This is a genomic window from Methanobacterium lacus, assembly GCF_000191585.1.
Taxonomy (GTDB): Archaea; Methanobacteriota; Methanobacteria; order Methanobacteriales; family Methanobacteriaceae; genus Methanobacterium_B; species Methanobacterium_B lacus.
On the sequence record NC_015216.1, the window covers coordinates 2,225,934 to 2,243,125 of the forward strand.

At 37.6% G+C, this 17,192-nt stretch carries 18 protein-coding genes and 3 tRNA genes; 6 read left to right on the forward strand and 15 right to left on the reverse strand.

Going from position 1 to position 17,192, the window contains the following annotated elements; all coding sequences use genetic code 11:
- Positions 1–200: 200 nt before the first annotated feature.
- The 8 genes from METBO_RS10835 to METBO_RS10870 all read right to left on the reverse strand — a co-directional run bounded on the left by METBO_RS10835 (position 201) and on the right by METBO_RS10870 (position 5,532).
- Entirely contained in the window at positions 201–521 is a 321-nt protein-coding gene (locus METBO_RS10835) for a carboxymuconolactone decarboxylase family protein (protein ID WP_013645758.1), read from the reverse strand.
- Between the two features lie 301 nt (positions 522–822).
- Positions 823–1,281 carry a riboflavin synthase gene (gene ribC, locus METBO_RS10840; protein ID WP_013645759.1) on the reverse strand — a complete coding sequence of 153 codons (459 nt, stop codon included), beginning with the start codon at positions 1,279–1,281 and terminating at the stop codon, positions 823–825.
- 92 nt (positions 1,282–1,373) lie between these two features.
- Positions 1,374–2,336 carry a methenyltetrahydromethanopterin cyclohydrolase gene (gene mch, locus METBO_RS10845; protein WP_013645760.1) on the reverse strand — a complete coding sequence of 321 codons (963 nt, stop codon included), beginning with the start codon at positions 2,334–2,336 and terminating at the stop codon, positions 1,374–1,376.
- Between the two features lie 178 nt (positions 2,337–2,514).
- Positions 2,515–3,132, reverse strand: coding sequence for a thymidylate synthase (locus METBO_RS10850; protein WP_013645761.1), 618 nt, complete (start codon positions 3,130–3,132; stop codon positions 2,515–2,517).
- Positions 3,123–4,097 carry a methionine synthase gene (locus METBO_RS10855; RefSeq protein ID WP_013645762.1) on the reverse strand — a complete coding sequence of 325 codons (975 nt, stop codon included), beginning with the start codon at positions 4,095–4,097 and terminating at the stop codon, positions 3,123–3,125. Before METBO_RS10855 ends, METBO_RS10850 begins: the two co-directional genes overlap by 10 nt.
- Positions 4,098–4,130: 33 nt before the next feature.
- Entirely contained in the window at positions 4,131–4,439 is a 309-nt protein-coding gene (locus METBO_RS10860; protein ID WP_013645763.1) for a DUF1894 domain-containing protein, read from the reverse strand.
- Between the two features lie 2 nt (positions 4,440–4,441).
- Positions 4,442–4,903: a DUF1890 domain-containing protein gene (locus METBO_RS10865; protein ID WP_013645764.1), complete on the reverse strand. Its 462-nt coding sequence runs from the start codon at positions 4,901–4,903 to the stop codon at positions 4,442–4,444.
- Between the two features lie 140 nt (positions 4,904–5,043).
- Positions 5,044–5,532 carry a GNAT family N-acetyltransferase gene (locus tag METBO_RS10870; protein WP_013645765.1) on the reverse strand — a complete coding sequence of 163 codons (489 nt, stop codon included), beginning with the start codon at positions 5,530–5,532 and terminating at the stop codon, positions 5,044–5,046.
- Between the two features lie 76 nt (positions 5,533–5,608).
- Here METBO_RS10870 and METBO_RS10875 point away from each other — a divergent pair.
- A tRNA-Ala gene (locus METBO_RS10875) sits at positions 5,609–5,681 on the forward strand.
- A 96-nt stretch (positions 5,682–5,777) separates the two neighbouring features.
- On the opposite strand, the gene hypB is transcribed toward METBO_RS10875, so the two are convergent.
- Positions 5,778–6,431: a hydrogenase nickel incorporation protein HypB gene (gene hypB, locus METBO_RS10880; RefSeq protein ID WP_013645766.1), complete on the reverse strand. Its 654-nt coding sequence runs from the start codon at positions 6,429–6,431 to the stop codon at positions 5,778–5,780.
- A complete protein-coding gene (hypA, locus tag METBO_RS10885; RefSeq protein ID WP_013645767.1) occupies positions 6,424–6,810 on the reverse strand; it encodes a hydrogenase maturation nickel metallochaperone HypA in 387 nt (128 codons plus the stop codon). The genes hypB and hypA overlap by 8 nt, the downstream gene beginning before the upstream one ends.
- Before the next feature lie 211 nt (positions 6,811–7,021).
- Here hypA and METBO_RS10890 point away from each other — a divergent pair, with 211 nt between their 5' ends.
- Entirely contained in the window at positions 7,022–7,888 is an 867-nt protein-coding gene (locus METBO_RS10890; protein ID WP_013645768.1) for a ribose-phosphate diphosphokinase, read from the forward strand.
- Positions 7,889–8,053: 165 nt separating this feature from the next.
- On the opposite strand, the gene METBO_RS10895 is transcribed toward METBO_RS10890, so the two are convergent.
- From METBO_RS10895 to lonB, 3 genes are all read right to left on the reverse strand, one after another.
- The gene (locus tag METBO_RS10895) at positions 8,054–8,635 is read right to left on the reverse strand and encodes a hypothetical protein (protein WP_013645769.1); all 582 of its coding nucleotides are present in this window, start codon (positions 8,633–8,635) and stop codon (positions 8,054–8,056) included.
- 79 nt (positions 8,636–8,714) lie between these two features.
- Positions 8,715–10,304, reverse strand: a complete 1,590-nt coding sequence (locus METBO_RS10900; protein WP_013645770.1) for a DEAD/DEAH box helicase — start codon at positions 10,302–10,304, stop codon at positions 8,715–8,717.
- 289 nt (positions 10,305–10,593) lie between these two features.
- Entirely contained in the window at positions 10,594–12,510 is a 1,917-nt protein-coding gene (gene lonB, locus METBO_RS10905; RefSeq protein ID WP_013645771.1) for an ATP-dependent protease LonB, read from the reverse strand.
- 454 nt (positions 12,511–12,964) lie between these two features.
- Between lonB and cobQ the strand changes: the two genes are divergently transcribed.
- Complete coding sequence (gene cobQ / locus METBO_RS10910; RefSeq protein WP_048186768.1) at positions 12,965–14,467, forward strand: cobyric acid synthase CobQ; 1,503 nt, start codon at positions 12,965–12,967, stop codon at positions 14,465–14,467.
- Positions 14,468–14,490: 23 nt separating this feature from the next.
- Here the strand turns inward: cobQ and METBO_RS10915 are convergent, their stop codons facing one another.
- Positions 14,491–15,141 carry a potassium channel family protein gene (locus tag METBO_RS10915; RefSeq protein ID WP_013645773.1) on the reverse strand — a complete coding sequence of 217 codons (651 nt, stop codon included), beginning with the start codon at positions 15,139–15,141 and terminating at the stop codon, positions 14,491–14,493.
- Between the two features lie 430 nt (positions 15,142–15,571).
- On the opposite strand from METBO_RS10915, the gene METBO_RS10920 reads away from it, so the two are divergent.
- Together METBO_RS10920 and METBO_RS10925 are read left to right on the forward strand one after the other, a co-directional pair.
- A tRNA-Gly gene (locus tag METBO_RS10920) sits at positions 15,572–15,645 on the forward strand.
- Positions 15,646–15,647: 2 nt separating this feature from the next.
- A tRNA-Gly gene (locus METBO_RS10925) sits at positions 15,648–15,721 on the forward strand.
- 321 nt (positions 15,722–16,042) lie between these two features.
- Here METBO_RS10925 and METBO_RS10930 read toward each other — a convergent pair.
- A complete protein-coding gene (locus METBO_RS10930) occupies positions 16,043–16,444 on the reverse strand; it encodes a CBS domain-containing protein (protein ID WP_013645774.1) in 402 nt (133 codons plus the stop codon).
- 334 nt (positions 16,445–16,778) lie between these two features.
- On the opposite strand from METBO_RS10930, the gene nikR reads away from it, so the two are divergent.
- Complete coding sequence (nikR, locus tag METBO_RS10935; protein WP_013645775.1) at positions 16,779–17,189, forward strand: nickel-responsive transcriptional regulator NikR; 411 nt, start codon at positions 16,779–16,781, stop codon at positions 17,187–17,189.
- The last annotated feature ends 3 nt before the right edge of the window (positions 17,190–17,192 follow it).

The following is a 17,192-nucleotide window of genomic DNA, read 5'->3' on the forward strand; positions in this document are numbered from 1 at the left end:
TGGGATGGTTTTACTTATCCCAAAAAAAAGTTTTATATAACTTCAATGTAAGCAATCAAGTTTTAGTCAATTATTTAATCGCCAAAACTGGCGGTGATCACTATTGATCAACTTAGTTTAAAAAGATTACTATCCACATTCCCCAATTAAATTCACAGACTGGGATGGGACTTAAAAAAAAGAAATTTAATTTTTAAATCTTACTCTTCGATCTTGTATAGAGCGTTCATACCCTTGGTAAATGCAGGTTTACCAGCTAATAAAAGCACTACCCTTAGAACATCCACTACTTCATCCCTTGTTATTTCAAGTTCAGCCATACCACTGAGTATCTGTTTTTTAACAGCCCTGTCATCAGATGCAGCTGCTGCTATTCCAATTGCAATCAGTTTCTGGGTTTTGTAGTCTAGAGTTTTACCGGAGTAACAAACATCGTTCAGTTGGATACTTGCCTCGTAGAGATCAGGATAATCTTCTTTAACATGCTTCATGCCCTTGCTGAAAAATACTTCTTCCTTCATATTACCACCTCTATTTTTTTTATACACACTTTATTCTATGTTCTTCAATTCATATAACTTTATCAACCATGAACTGAAAAAAGGATTTAAAAAGTCGTGTAGATACAAGGGAGGTTGCTAATGTTTAATGAAAGACCATAATCAAATTTTAACTAATAAAGTACAATTTGCATTCCTAAAAATTCTTTTGGTGATTAATTTATTTCGGATAACTTTAATCTTGTCCATAGTACTCTAATAAATCTGGAATTCATTATGCTAAAAATAGTATGGTAATGTAGGGGAAGTGATTTTTAAATCCCTATAATGCACCCTTATTTTCTCTTCCTTCCCTCATCCCAGTTCCTGCTTCTCTTTTCATTTTTTTAGGTTTGAACAACATTTTAACAACGTTGTCTGCATGTTCCCTTGCCCTGTTTTCAGCCAGTACTTTAAGATCCTTATCATCAATTCCTTCATCTTCATGGACAAAAACTTCTATGATGTGGGTGTTGGTCATTAATTGGGCCTGTATTAATCCTGTTGAGGCTTCATGGGCACATACTTTATCTATGTCTTCGGGTCCGGGCATTCCAAATGCCATTACAAGTTCACAGCCTTCCTCTTCTATCAACTTTTTCGATGCTACAGGAAGATCCTTAACACCTGGAACTGTTCTTTCAACAAATTTGATGTTGGCAACTTGGGACTTGATCTGATCCATGGCCGCCCCTGCCATGTTGAATCTTGCAAATGTGGTGTCACATATTCCCATCTTCATTTTTTTCATCACCCTAAAAATTATAAATGTTTGATGCTCATTGGATTTGATTGTAAAAAGAATAAAATGAATAGAATTTAAGGTTAAATACCTTAAATTCCGAAGGATTTCTTGAGGAGTTCAACATTAACTCCTCCAGCCTTGAATGTTTCTCCTGTTCTCATATCGTTAATAACTACTTCTGCAGGTGCAAACATTCCTTTGTCTATTTTGTAGAAGTCAAATTCAGCTTCTTTAAAGACATCGAAGAATGGTTTTCCATATCCTTCTGATGAGGAGGATGGTAACTGTTCTGCTAATGCTTTAATATCGTCACCTTCTTCAGATTCTACGTAGTAGTAGGTTCTTCCACCGAAGAGAACTGCGTCATTGGTTTTTCCCATTGCTTTAAGTCCATCTGGGTCTACTGGTGCGATTGGAGCTATTCCTGCTGCGTGTTTAACCTTTTTCACATCGAACTTTAAAAATTCGAGCATTTTGTAGGTACCGTTTTCAACCACCCTTCCAGCGATCTGTATGGATCCCACGAGTGATGATGTTGGTGCAACTAGGAGGTAAACATCCTCTGATTTAACACCACATGCAGATGCTATGTTGTCTGCAACATCTTCTCCAGGTAACTTGTCAGCTTCAAGTGTTAGTATTGCAATGTCTGCATCGTCCTTGTAATCAATTTCTTCGTATGTTTCTGCAGGTTTTAGTGAAAGAGCCCTTGCAGGTCCAGAACCAAGTGCAAAGAAATCTCCAACACTCACAGACCATCCTGCCTTTTGAGCTCCTAATGTGGAAATTGCAGGAAAATTAGTTTTTACCTTAACTGAAGGAATTGCGAAGTTTTCTGAGAGATCTCCAGGAATGGATATTCCTACCTCTGCAAGTCCACCTAAACAGATCTTTGTGTAGAGTTCACCAGCTTTAAAACTTCCAGAAACATTAACACCACAATCCAAAATTGTTGAACCATTTTCAAGTTTGGAAACTGCTATGCCTATGTCGTCTGCATTTTCAATCATGTAGTCTACTGTTTTTTTTGCTTCGAGATTGACGCTTACCATTATTTCACCTTTTAAGATTAAATTATAAATTAAAATTACTTGGGATTTTGTATGTGTTTAAACTTACGATTTCAATTTTTAACTGTACACAGTAAAATAGATTTAGTTTTGTTTAGGTCTGAAAAATTAATTTCAATCAATGCCTGAATCGTTAAAAATAAAGGGAGTATGAAAGTAGTTAAATAGATCCTGCTTCTTTGAAGTTAACCTCGTATATGTGGGCACTTATGGAATGTATTGTCAAAGTTCCGAGTTTGGATCCTGTTTCCTCTGCTACGTACTTGGCCAGGTTTGAGAGTCCCACTGCATTGGGAAACCATGCACCGTAAATATCGTGTGATCTCCAAAGTCCGGTTGTGTGTAGTTCACCGTCCCTTATTTTAAAGTCCACAAGCATCATGCATGGAACTTCATCGTTCTGGGTGTCCACTAAAGGATCCCATGTTATTGATATTGCTCTTCTAGATTCTTTAAAATTGTTGAGGCGCATCACTGCTTCTTGAATTTGGTCGATCCCTCCAAAATGTGCTCTGAGTCTGTTTCCATAGGTGTATACAAAACCTTGTTTATCACCGCTTAAGAACTGTTCAGAGTACTTGTCCAGTTTTTCACCTGTCCAGAAGTAACCTTCAGGTGATTCTGTGTTGGATGGATCAGTTACGTTTACAACTGTATTCAATAGTTCCTTGGTAACAGAACCCCTTTCATCCTTTATTTCTACACCCTTCGATACTATTTTCTTTACTAATGTTTCCCATCCTTTTTTTATGGTTGGAACCTTGATCATCACAGCCATGACACTGTCTCCTTCATTTTTTTAAGTTTAAGTTGGGCTATTTCCCTTGAAAGCATTCTCATACCGCAGTCTGGATCGATCATCATGTTTTCTTTCCCAACTATATCTATGCCCTTTTTCACAAGATTTGAAACCTGCTCAACAGTTTCTACAACTTCGGTTTTGGTGTCTAAACATCCAAAACCTATTTTTTTAGAGCCCCTGTACTCTGTTTTTAGAGCTTCAATATTTGAATCAACACCTGCAAATTCGCAGTCAATAATTTGAACAGGAAATTTAAGAAGGTCTCCAAGCACTTCTTCCACATCTCCACAAACATGCATGGCAACAGGCACCTTAAGATCTGTGCTGATGGTTTTTATGGCTTCCTTTGCAACCTTAAGATCGGCTATTCCTGTTGATAAGAAGGGTTCATCTATTTGGATCATTCCTGCACCTGCAGCTTCCAGTTCCTTCGCTTCTTTTTTAAGAGCTTGCGCCATGTCCATGATTATCTTGGATTTGTTATCCTTCTTATAGAAATCAAGTACTCTGCTTGAGAGAACAAGAGTTGTGGGGCCTGTTACAATTCCTTTAACACCTTTGTATGAATGGTTCAGATGATTCCCATCCATGAGGGGTTCGCTGTTTTTGAAATCTTCAGAGATATTTTCAGCAGTTTTTATGGCCAGCTTCATATCTGCCGCACCTATAGAACCATTTAACGCCCTGATCTTTCCGTTGATTCCTGGAACATCGTCTTCAACTGTCATTCCAGGAAGTTTTTTGGCGAATATTTCCACCATATCACCCCTGACCTGTCCATCAGACACGATGTCCACACCAGCCAGTACCTGATCCTTCACTGCCATTTCAAGGGATGGTTTGAATTCATCGTAACTTCCAAATAGCCTTGAAATTTTAGTGCCGAAGGTTTCTGTTTTGGTTTCAACCACAGGGTAACTGCCCACAACTGTTGTTAACATATTTCTTATCCTAATACTTCTATTCCATCTAAATTAATCCTTGATTGCTGAGGATTTGATCTTGTCTATTTCATCCTTCTCAAGTGGAAGTTCAACCACCGCAGTTCCATGACAGGGTTTGGTGTATGGAAGTGTAACCTTAGATTCATCATCGTTTATTCCGATTGGTATCGGAGGTATACCTATTATTCTAGCCCCTAAAATCTTTTCGCCAGCATTCACATACACCTTTTTGGGCGAATGTTTTTCAATCACCTTTTTAGCCTCTTTAAATCCTGTGTTTTTAATGAGAATTTTGTAGTCTTCAGATTGTTGCAGGTGCTGTTCTAAACAGAAAGACATGTTTAATCCTCCAATGATTTTATGTAACGGTCAACCTTAACCCGTAATGGAGTTGGATTGTGGTAAGCCCTTGCTGAGACTATTTCTGAATCTGTGCTATCCTGAACATCTTTTATAAACTTTTCAAGCAGGTCAATATCCTTTTCAAATACCAGGGCAACAGATTTTGTGTTTAAAATATGGTAGAATGTAACGAAGTAGGCTGCTGCAGCATCTTTGTGAACAAAACCAAACAGCAGATCGTACTCCTTTTCTTCCAGGTTTTCAAGACAAGATTCTATATCTACCTTGTTCGTTACGTAGAAACCTTCTGGATCTGAAACTTCCAGCAGCTTCATTGCAGATGGTGTGCTGGCTACAGTGACTTCGTACCCTATTTCTTTGAGTTTGTAAGTAGTATAAACTGCCAGAGGGGTTTGTGAAGGTGCTTCAGGACATCCTAAAAGTATTAAAGCTTTTTTCATAGAATTCCTCCATTTATAATGATAAATATTTCTTTAAAATTCTGCCCACTTAACTCTGGAGTTTTTCAGGCGAAATTGTAAAGATTAGCTTAGACGATGATCTAATCTATATATTATATTTTAATAAGTTTATGACTTTTTCACAGCGATTTGATAAATATAATTTTGTCTTCATCAGGCCCATCAAAATCTTTATAAACATTTAAACCCTCTGATTCAAATGTTTCGGAGGATTTACATGATTTAAAACCCATTTTAAGATAGAAGTTAATGGATATTTTGTTGTGGGGTTTGGTTACAAGTTTAATCTTTTTACAGCCATTTTTAGATACAGTTTCTGCAAATTGGTTCATGAGAGCTTTTCCAATTCCACCACCCCTCAACTCAGAATCTAAACATAACAGATGGATGTAACTTTCTTCTGGATCGTCTTGTGATATAAACCCCAGTAGAAAACCTAGAATTTTATGGTTGGAATTGTCTTCAACCACGAATGATGTTTTCTTAAAATGTCTTGTGAATAAATGGTAAACAGCGTTGGGCATGGTTGACATATGCCCACAGTTCTCAGCTAATCTTGCAATTCCCATAAAATCATCTGTAACAACGTTTCTAATATCTAAATCCATGATTTTCCTCCAGGGTTTTTGGAATTATTTGAAAAATTCAGTAACTTTAAATAGCACAACGTCAAAGTTCATATGCGGGCTGGTAGCTCAGGTGGTAGAGTGTCGCCTTGGCATGGCGGAGGCCCCGGGTTCAAATCCCGGCCAGTCCATTCTTATTTTAACGAACAAAATCAGATTCTTATCTAGTTTAAGTTACAAATTTTTTTTGATTTTAAAAAAAAATGATACAGTAATTAAATATGTGTTTACTGTTTCATGAAAGATTCAATTGAGCTTATTATTTCATCGAGTCCTTGACCAGTTTTGAGGCTGCTTTTAATTACCTTCACATCAGGATTTAATATTTTAACATCTGCAACCATTTTATCCTGATCTGCTCCGACAGCATCTGCTATATCTACCTTGTTGATGACAACCAGATCTGCATTTTGGAATATTAGGGGATGTTTTTCAACTGTGTCATCACCTTCACTGACACTTATCACAACCATCCTGATGTGGGAACCCAGATCAAAATCAACTGGACATATCAGGTTTCCAACATTTTCAATGAAGAGAAGATCTATGGATTCTAGGGGAAGATCTCCAAATGCATGTTTAACAAGGTGGGCATCTAAATGACATTCCTTTCCAGTGTTTAAACCCACAACTGGAATATCGTACTGCTCAAACCTTCCAGCATCGTACTTACTTATGACATCCCCTGCAATGACCCCTATGTTGTGGTCCATTTTTTGTATGAGGGTTTCAATAAGTGATGTTTTACCGGATCCTATTGCTCCTAAAACATCCACGGAAAATACATCTGCATCATCTAGGATCTTCTGATTTTTTCCGGCTAACTTACTGTTTGCAACCATGATGTCATGCTGAATTTCTATATCTGCAATTTTATGCATCTTCATCTCCCTCTTCCTTTTCTATTTTGATATTTTTAACGTTACATTCCCTTCCTGCGGTTATTTCAACATTTCTCTCTCCGCACTCGGGACATTCAACTATTGCCAAGTAATGATCTGAATCATCCATGTCAGCAGCGCCTGAGTATTCACATACGTTACAGTTGATCTCGACTGGCACTTCAACTATGTTGATTTCTGCCCCTTCAAGCAGGGTATTTTCAACAAGGACATCCAGAAGGAATTTTAGCTGTTCTGGGTTGAGCATTGTGAGTTTACCAATTTCTATGGTAACATCAAGTACTTCTGTAGCATCATTCTTCTCAGCTACATCCAAAACTGTTTTTACCATGGCATCAGCCATTGAAAGTTCGTGCATTAAGCCACCTCATATTCTAATATTTGCTTCATTCGATGTCCTAATATTATGGGAAGCTTATTAATAAAGTTAACAAATATTTGAATAGATAAAAAAAATTTCAACTCCCAATGGTCACAGATAAATAGTGTGGGGAGTAACTTAAGTTCATGACTTTAAAATGTTGTATTGATGATTATACTAAATTTACCAATGAAGAAAGGTGGTTTTTTTGTTAATAGGAGGATCTGCATCTCAAAAATTAGCTGCTAAAGTAGCAAGGGAATTGGACCAAAAATTAAACCCCGTTGAAACTAGAAGATTTCCAGATGGGGAACGATACATAAGGATAAAAGGAGAAGTCCTAAATGAAGCTGTGGTTATTCAATCCACAGGCCATCCTCAAGATGCAAATTTAATGGAATTATTTTTAATGCTCAAAAATCTTAAGAGTCTCGGTGTTGAGAGAATAAGAGTTGTTATACCCTACTTCGGATATGGTAGACAGGAAAGAAGATTTAAAAGTGGGGAAGCAGTGTCTGCAGTGATAGTTTCAGAACTGCTTGAAGCTGCGGGTGCTTCAGAGATATACTCCATAAACTTCCATGAAAAAAATATCAAGGAATTCTTCAGCATCCCCGTACATGAAATATCTGCAATGCCACTCATTGCTAACTACATAGCTAAAACCATGAACAACCCATTAATACTTGGACCTGATAAAGGTGCCTTGGGATTTGCAGAGGAAATAGCTGAAATTCTTGACTGTGAATGTGATCATCTTGAAAAGGTCAGGATCTCACCTGAACACGTTGAAACCAAACCGAAACATATTGATGTGGATGGAAGGGAAGTTGTTATAATTGATGATATCATCAGTACAGGCGGTACAATAGTGAATGCAACCAAGATATTGAAGGATCTTGGAGCTAAAAAGGTTGTTGTTGGATGTGTACATCCAGTGCTGGTGGAAGATGCTCTACTAAAAATATTTGCGGCAGGAGTCGATGATGTGTTTTCAACAGACACCCTCAGATCAGATGTGAGCAACATTTCCGTTGCACCGTTAGTTGCAGCATGTCTTAAGAAGTTCGAATGAAAAATTTCTAAAAATAATCAATTCTATTTTTTTTTACAGGATCACTGATACTAAAATCAAAAATTAATTCTAGAAACATTTCTTTTAGTGATTCAAAAATTTAATGCAAAAATAAAAGAGTTAAAATAAGAATAATAACCCAAAAAAAATTTTTATTAAATATTTTTAGGATTTAACAAGTGGGTACGACATCAGTTGGCGGGGTCTGTTATCTACACTGCAGATACCGGCAGAATCTTCTGACGGTTCGACATCTCCCCTTGAAAGTTTTTGTATGTCTTCCTGCTGATCCTGTGTGAACTCTCCAAAGTAGATCTTGTTGTCTTCTATCTGAATTATATCGTATTCAACAGGACAGTTATCTATGGATGGAACAAGTGCACATCCAGTTATGCTGACATCGTGTTCCTCACCAAGGTTCCATTCTGTGTCAACACTTACTTCATTTAACATGTCCACGAGTGCTGTGTGATGAGCAGTCACGTATCTTCCAGTGTTATTAAAGTCCACACAAGTGGTGTTGTTCACGTAACTTGATTCACCACTTAATATGTAATTTCCCTTGGCATGTATGGTGAAAAAGGGTTCCTTTCCATTTTTATCAAGATATGAACGGATTCGTATGCCCCATTCATCTCCCTGAAAAGTTGCCTCCCTCTGGATGTACATCACACTACCATCAGGATTGTTAACAGTTTCAATTTCAGGACTCTGCCATTTACCCTGTAAATCTTGTGTTTCTAACATTTTTTAAGACCTCTTCAAGTTTCAAGCCTATCTGCTTGATTTCGGTATTTCTCAAAAAAAAGATAAGGTATAAAGGGATTCAGCTTTTCCTGTTTGCAGGTTCCATATTGACGGCTCTGCCCTTGACCTTTGTTCCGCTCATGGTAGAAATAACATCACTTGCACTTTGTTTTGGAACTTCTACGAATGAGAATTTATCGAAGATATCCACCTTTCCAATTGCAGAACTTGAAAGGCCTGTTTTATCTGCTATGGCCCTTATGATATCTCTTACTTTGACCTTGTCCTTTCTTCCGATGTTTATGAAAAGTCTGACCTGTCCAGATGCAGCTCCAGTATCTCCATAGTCCTGTGAACTTGTTGTTTTAGTTGTTGTTCCGCTCTTTTCCATGACAATTTTTAGAAGTGCTGCAGCAGTTTCAACTGAACTGTAATCTTCCTCCATCATCTTCTCAACCATGCGTACTTCGTTGTCGATGTTGTCATTGTTGATAATGCGTTTGATTTTTTCAAGGAAATTGGTTGTTTTGATCTCTGCAACATCACTGGCTGATGGTATTTGCTGTTGTTCAATTTTGGTCTTGGTGTATCTCATTATGTCCCTGAGTTGGTAAACTTCTTTACCAGAAACGAAGGTGTATGCAATACCGGTTTTACCAGCTCTTCCGGTTCTTCCAATTCTGTGAACGTAATATTCATCATCGTTTGGAACATCAAAGTTGAAAACTGCTTCAACGTTGTCCACATCAATTCCCCTTGCAGCAACATCTGTTGCAACGAGGATCTCGATGTTTCCAGATCTGAACTTGGACATTACATTGTCCCTCTGCCTCTGACTCATGTCTCCATGAAGTCCATCAGCAGCGTATCCCCTGATTTGCAGGTGATTTACAAGTTTGTCCACCCTTCTCTTGGTGTTACAGAAAACTAGTGATAGTTTAAAATCATTTATATCGAGTAAACGGGATAAAACATCGAGTTTCATCTTCTCTTTCACTTCGAAGTAGATCTGCTTAATTTCAGGAACTGTGAGTTCCTTGGGAACAACCTTTAAAAATTCTGGTGATTCCTGGTATCTCCTTGTTATGTACAAAATATCCGGAGACATTGTGGCAGAGAACAGAAGAATCTGTCTTTCATCTGGAATGTAATCCAGAACGAATTCAATATCTTCCCTGAATCCCATGTCAAGCATTTCATCAGCTTCATCAAGGATCAGCATCTTAACAGAACCCATATCTATGGTTCCGCGCCTCATATGATCCATCACCCTTCCAGGTGTGCCTATTATAATTTGAACACCCTTTTTAAGTGCTTTTATTTGTCTTTCTATTGGTTGACCACCGTAAACAGGTAGTATTCCAATTTTTCGCATGTACTTGGACAGTTTTTTCATTTCCTCGGCAACTTGTATTGCAAGTTCCCTTGTAGGACACAGTATGACGGCCTGTAGATCTCTATTGGACGGATCCACAGTTTCGAGAATTGGTATTCCAAATGCTGCTGTTTTTCCTGTTCCTGTCTGGGCCTGACCTGTGACATCTTTGCCCTCGAGGACATGGGGTATGGCTAATGATTGAATCGGAGTGGCCTCCTCAAAACCCATATCTTCAACAGCACGCTGTATCTCGCTAGATATATTTAAATCTTTAAATCTAAGTTTTTCCATTTTATCTTCCTTTTAATTTCCTGAACATTCAAAAAAACAATTAGAATAGGTTTCGTTCGACGAACATTATTTCAATATTTGAATCTTTGAAATCTTAAAATTAGAACCTACTGACAATTTGAATTCAGGAACAAATTTTATTCACAATTAATCTTTATTATTTTATTGTAAATCCCCACTTATATAAGTAAGTGATATTGGGGACCTAAATTACAAATTTTGAAATTTACCTCAAAAAAATAGTTAAAGGATATGTGAGAAAAAACGGTTTTCCCACACTTCATTTTGACTAGTGTGTGACTGGTTTCTGGGGTTTTTGAAGTATTCCCTTGGGAACCATGTCTGTGATCTTCTTCATCTTAGTTACAAGGCTGGCCTTCCCTGATCCTATTAGGGCGTGTTCTAAAACATCACTCATATTCTTTACAGGTATGACCTCTATTTTGTTCTTGTACCTTTCTTCGATTAAAACATCATCCATGTTTGAATAAGGTATTAAAACCTTTTTCATGCCTGCCTCTGCAGCAGCTTCAATTTTACCAGTGACTCCACCTACTGGCATCACATCACCCCTTACACTCAGGGATCCTGTGAGTGCCACTGACTGATCAACCGGAACATTTTCAAGGGCAGATACCACAGCTGTTGCTATTGAAACACTTGCACTGTCACCTTCAACACCATCATAAGCTTGAAGGAACTGTATATGAATATCATGGTTGGATATGTCTGTACCTGTGTTTTTCTTGATGAGTGCACTCACATTTTGAACCGCTTCCTTGGCTATATCACCAAGTTTTCCAGTTGCTATGATCTTACCCTCATCTTTACTCTGTGCAGGTGCTGCTTCAGCTGCAATTGGGAGAAGTATTCCACTCCTATCTCCTATTATTGCAAGACCATTCACCCTACCAACTTCACTGCCTTCAGATTTAAATACACTGTACTTCTTTCTCTGAACAATGTATCTGTCTGCTATCTGCTGTTCTAAGGTTCTTGCTAGTTTCTTTGCACCAATCACATGTTCTAAAGTCACGCTTTCAGCATGTTCCCCTTTAGCTATGTCTCCAGCAGCCCTTACAAGACCACCCAAATCCCTTAGCCTGAGTGTTAAAGAATCTTTCTTACCAGCTCTTCTTTGAGCTTCCCTTATAATTTCAGCCACAGCTTCTCTGCTAAAATGTGGTATTCTACCATCTTTTTTAACTTCTTGAGCAACGAACTGCACCAGTTTATCCCTATTTTCAGGAGTGTCCTTCATGGAATCCTTCATAAACACTTCGTAACCATAACCCCTTATTCTTGAACGCAGAGCAATGTGCATTCCTTTGAGCACCTGAAGATTACCAGATGCAACCAGAACAAAATCACAAGGAACAGCCTGGGAACGAACCATTGCACCACTGCTTGTTTCACTCTGACCTGTTATGGAATATTTCTTTTCCTGCATTGCAGTCAAAAGCTCTTGCTGGGTTTTCATCTGCATGGTACCAATTTCATCGATGTACAACACACCCTTGTTGGCTTTGTGAATCATACCAGCTTCAACACGGTCATGTGCAGGAGTTCCAAGACCTCCAGACTGGTAGGGATCGTGCCTTACATCCCCAAGGAGAGCGCCGGCATGTGAACCTGTTGCATCCACAAATGGTGCTGTGTTCTTGTTTTCGTTGTTGATTAACAATTTTGGAACCATGATGGTACTTCGTGGTTTCATTTGCATCATAACCAAGAGTACTATTCCTGCTGCGATTATAGCTTCCAAGTACCTTCTTAAATAAAATCCAATTGCCAGGATGAGTCCTATTATGATCACCATGAAAAAGTTTTTCTTTTCTTCCTGGCTCTTTGCTTTGATCTTGTAATTCATCACAACCTTCTTTCCCTCTCCCGCAGGCATGGCACCTATTAAGGGGTTGTGTAGGTCTTCGATGTTTGGATACACCAATAGATCTTGAAGTTCTTCAGGCGGCAGAAGTTCTGCCATTCCCTTTGCAAGCATTGATTTACCAATACCAGGCTCACCTATTAAAAGAACATTTCTTCTTTGTTTTGCTGCCTTAATCACCGTTTCAACAGCTTCTTCTTGACCTATTATTTGATCTATAATCTTATCTGGGATATCTATATCTCCAGAAGTTGTATAAGTCCTGAAATCAAGCTTTTCCTTGAGTGAACCGTTCGAATTTGAATTTAAACTTGCCATAACCGATGACAGCCTCCTGAATTTACCTATCAAAAAATAACGCGACTTGCTTTCTATATAATATAATATACAAATCTTGCCTATTTATATTTGTCCTTTGAATTTTCCTTAATTGATCCCACCATATATTTATAGTTTTGTTTAATTTTTTGATGGTTGATCATCCAGTAACCTAGAGAATTATGAAAACTTAAAGATAAGGTTCGCCCTCAATAATTCCCTGCCCAAACCAACGATTCAACTACAGAACATAGTTAAACTTTTATAAAGTCATTTTAATAGCCGCCATCGCCAGCACACCCCGGGTTAATAAATTGATACAAAAACTTGAGCAGGGTTTTGGATGTTCCAGGCCATTGAGTAAATAATAAAAACTAAGATCAACATTACTAATTTAAACATAAACTATCAAGGAGGCCTAAATTTGCAGCGTGAAAACAACTACCCATGTATAATGATACAGGGAACATCATCAAATGCAGGTAAAAGTGTTGCAGTAACTGCCCTGTGCAGAATATTTGCTAAAAGAGGCTATAAAGTTGCTCCATTTAAGTCACAGAACATGTCCCTAAATTCATACACAACCAATGAAGATGCTGAAATTGCAATGGCCCAAGTACTGCAGGCAGAAGCAGCAGGTGTGGAACCATCATATAATATGAACCCCATTCTGCTCAAACCAAAGGAAGATTTTATTTCCCAGGTTATAGTGCATGGAAAACCTGCAGGAGACATGAACTTCTACCATTACCAGAACAACTTCAGGCAAGAAGCACTCGCAGCAATAGAAAGTTCCATCAATGCATTGAAGGAAGATTACGATGTTATAGTCATCGAAGGTGCAGGATCACCGGCAGAAATTAACATGCTTGATAAAGACCTTGCAAACATGCAAATAGCTAGGATGGCTGATGCAGATGTAATATTAGTTGCAGATATTGACAGGGGCGGAGTTTTTGCATCCATAGCAGGTACATTCTCCTTACTTCCAGAGGAGGACAGGAACAGGATCAAGGGAATTATCATCAACAAGTTCAGGGGTAATTTGGACATTTTAATGCCTGGAATCAGGCAGATAGAAGAAATTGTGGGAGTTCCAGTTTTGGGTGTACTGCCCTACGATGATGATCTGAAACTTCCTGAAGAGGATTCAGCATCGTTGTCAGAACACAAGTATCGTGGAGATGGTGATGTTGTAATAGGTGTTCTAAGACTTCCAAGAATATCTAACTTCACAGACATAGATCCACTTGAATACGAACCAGATGTAACAATTAAGCTAATTGAAATGGATGATGAAATTGGAGATGTGGACGCACTAATACTGCCAGGAACCAGAAACAGTGTGAGCGACCTTGTTGCCCTTAAAAAATCTGGACATGCCGATAAAATCGTTGAACTATCCAAAAAAATACCAGTATTTGGGATATGTGGAGGTTACCAGATTTTGGGAACCATGATCCACGATGAAGATCACCAAGAATCCAAACACGGCACTGTGGAAGGTCTGGGTTTGCTGGACATTGAAACCAGGTTTGGTGAAGTTGAAAAGGTAATCACCCAAAGTAATGGTATTTTAACTGGGAAAGGAATGTTTAAAGATCTAGAGGGAGAACTTGTTGAGGGTTATGAACTTCACGAAGGCACAAGTTCCATTAATAACTCCCAAGCCCTCATAAAAATTGTGAAGGGATTTGGTAATGATTCAAAGGGTTACGATGGTGCAGTGAATGGTTTGGTCTCTGGAACCTATCTCCATGGAATTTTCCATAATTTCAAGTTCAGAAGAACCTTCACTGATCACGTTAGAAGCAGTAAAGGGATGGAAAAATTAGGATTTGGAACCGATGACTTCGAAGACATGAAAAGATCTTCAATCGAAAGACTGGCAAATATCTTCGAAGAAAATGTGGATATGAGTATCATCGATGCAAAATTAGTTGATATCCAAAGGTAACTAAAAGAGAATTGAATAGGGAGTTACTGTGTGAATTTTTTGGTTACTTCCTTGATTGCATGGGTCTTGGCAAGTATTGATATCTTATCCCCTTCCTTCAACATCATACCCTCCTTGGGTATTTTTATTTCACCATTTTTGTAAATTGCAGCTATGATGTAGTTGTCTGTGGGACTGACTTCCCCTATTTTTTTTCCAATAACCTTCTTGTTGTTAACACTTATATCAAGAAGCTCAGCATTTCCTTTTCCAATAACAATCAGATCAGCTATTTTCGGACGTGTTATCAGCTTTTCAAGGTAACCTGCAGCTGTAAGTTCAGGACTCACAACAACATCGATCCCAACTTTACGGAAAGCATCATCGTGATCAGGGTTACTCACCCTTGCAATTACCTTAGGTATTTTATAATCCTTCACTAGTATGCATGATAAGAGGTTAGCCTCATCATTGCCTGTTGCAGCTACAAAAACATCAGCATCTGCTATGTTAGCTTCCTTGAGCGTTTTAATGTCGGTACCATTTCCACAAATGACCATCGCATCCAATTCACTCGCTGCATTACTGCACAGATCCAAATTGTTTTCTATTAAAGTTACATCATTTCCAACTGAAACCAGGGAAGATGCCAGTGCAAGACCAACCCTTCCCCCACCCATTATAACCACGTACATGTTAACACCATCACAATCGATCTTGAACTTTTTTCGTTAATCATTCAACTGAATAAATTTTATTTGATCCTAATTTTATATTCACTGTTGTTTTATAGTAATATCTTCATTCTTGAATGATCATGCTATATAAAATTAATGTCCAGTTTTAATTTAATGTAAGGAAATCTTTACAATAAAATATTTCAGTTTTTAACAGGTTTAAGCATTAAAAATCATTAAATTCTAATTATTATCATTTTATAACATTTTAAACCCATTATAAATGGTTAAAATCTTGTGTTCGAGATTAAATTTAGTAATAATCATTATTTTAGTTGGGGTTTCTGTACCCCGAAATTTTGTTGAAATTTTATTAATGAAGGTTACAAACCTAAAAGCTTATATACCAGTAACGCAAAACCATGGTATGTTGTCAAAAGTATTCTATGCGGCGTTAGTCCAGCCTGGTTAAGACTCTGGCCTGCCACGTCAGTGACCCGGGTTCAAATCCCGGACGCCGCATTGCGGTTGTAGTCTAGTCTGGTTAGGACTTGGGCCTTCCAAGCCTACGACCCGGGTTCAAATCCCGGCAGCCGCACTCATTTTATTAAGCTATCAGTTGGAAATCCTTTAGTGGTATTTCCAACCCAGTTTAATATTGTTTTAATTTCAATAAGATTTTTCATTGTTTGTTAAGCAAATAATATTAGGAATAAATTCAATTTACTCATTTTTCGTATCATTGTTCATACTTTTTATGGATCGAACAGTAAAATCCATAACGTGTGAAACATAATTTCAAACTGAAAATCCAATTACTATATGAATACTTATTGTTAATACTCACTTTCATTTTCAGATAATTTTTGGTTTTTAAAATTGTTTCAAATAAAAAAAAATAATTGTACAGGAAAAAAAATTATGCAGGTACCAGAAGTTCAGCTGCCACCATTCTACAGATGTCGGTTCTAGTAATTACTCCAACAGGTTTATCCTTCTCAAGAACAAGCAATCCCGAAACATCTGCCCTAACCATTAAATTAGCAGCATCTTCTATCCCATTGTCTGAATCAATGGTCATAACATCCTCAGACATAATATCTGATATACTTAACGATGCCATTTCACTATTTGTGGGTCTTAAACTACCTAAAACTCCTATAAGATCTGAATAGGATACTACTCCCTTGGGATCTCCATCAGCATCCAATACAAACAGTCTCCGCACACCTTCCTTATACATCTTCTTAAATGCATCTAAAGGCTTTGATTCTGGATTAACAGTTATTACACCCTGATTCATGGCTTCTTTGACTTCCATTTTGATCCTCCAAAATTTTGAATAATCACCATCACAGTCATTAATAAATAGATTTAGTTGAAATGATTAATATTTATTTGCACATCCAATTTCCAGATGTTGAAAAACATATGAACTAGTTACAGATACATGAAATCATTTCAAATGTTCATCCCTAACAAACTCAAAGCCATAAAAATAATCACGATAATAGAAAAAAGTATTAAGTATTAATTATATATCATTTGAATGTGAACTTGACACTACCAAATCCTATTAAATATTTTTGAGGAAAGGTTTAAATAGTGCCAAATTTAGTATTATGGTATTATAAAAATGGGGAGGGAACAACGTGATGCGTATTAGTATGTCACTACCTAAAAAATTACTCAATGATTTTGACGAAGTATTAAAAGACAGGGGTTATCAATCCCGTTCAAAAGGAATAAGAGATGCATTAAAAGATTACATTGTAAGATACCAGTGGATGAATGAAATGGAAGGAGACCGAATTGGAATCCTCGCAGTAATCTACGACCACCATTACACAGGAGTCATGGAGGACCTTACAGATATTCAACATGATTACCGTGATTATATCAACGCAGTGATGCACGTTCACATGACTGAAAAGTACTGTTTAGAAGTCATAGTAGTCAAGGGCGATGTTAAGTACATACGTGATCTTACAGAAAAAATTATGAGATTAAAAGGTGTGGAACACGTTAAACTAACAAGCACTGCCAGTGGAGAAAAAATAGAGTAAATA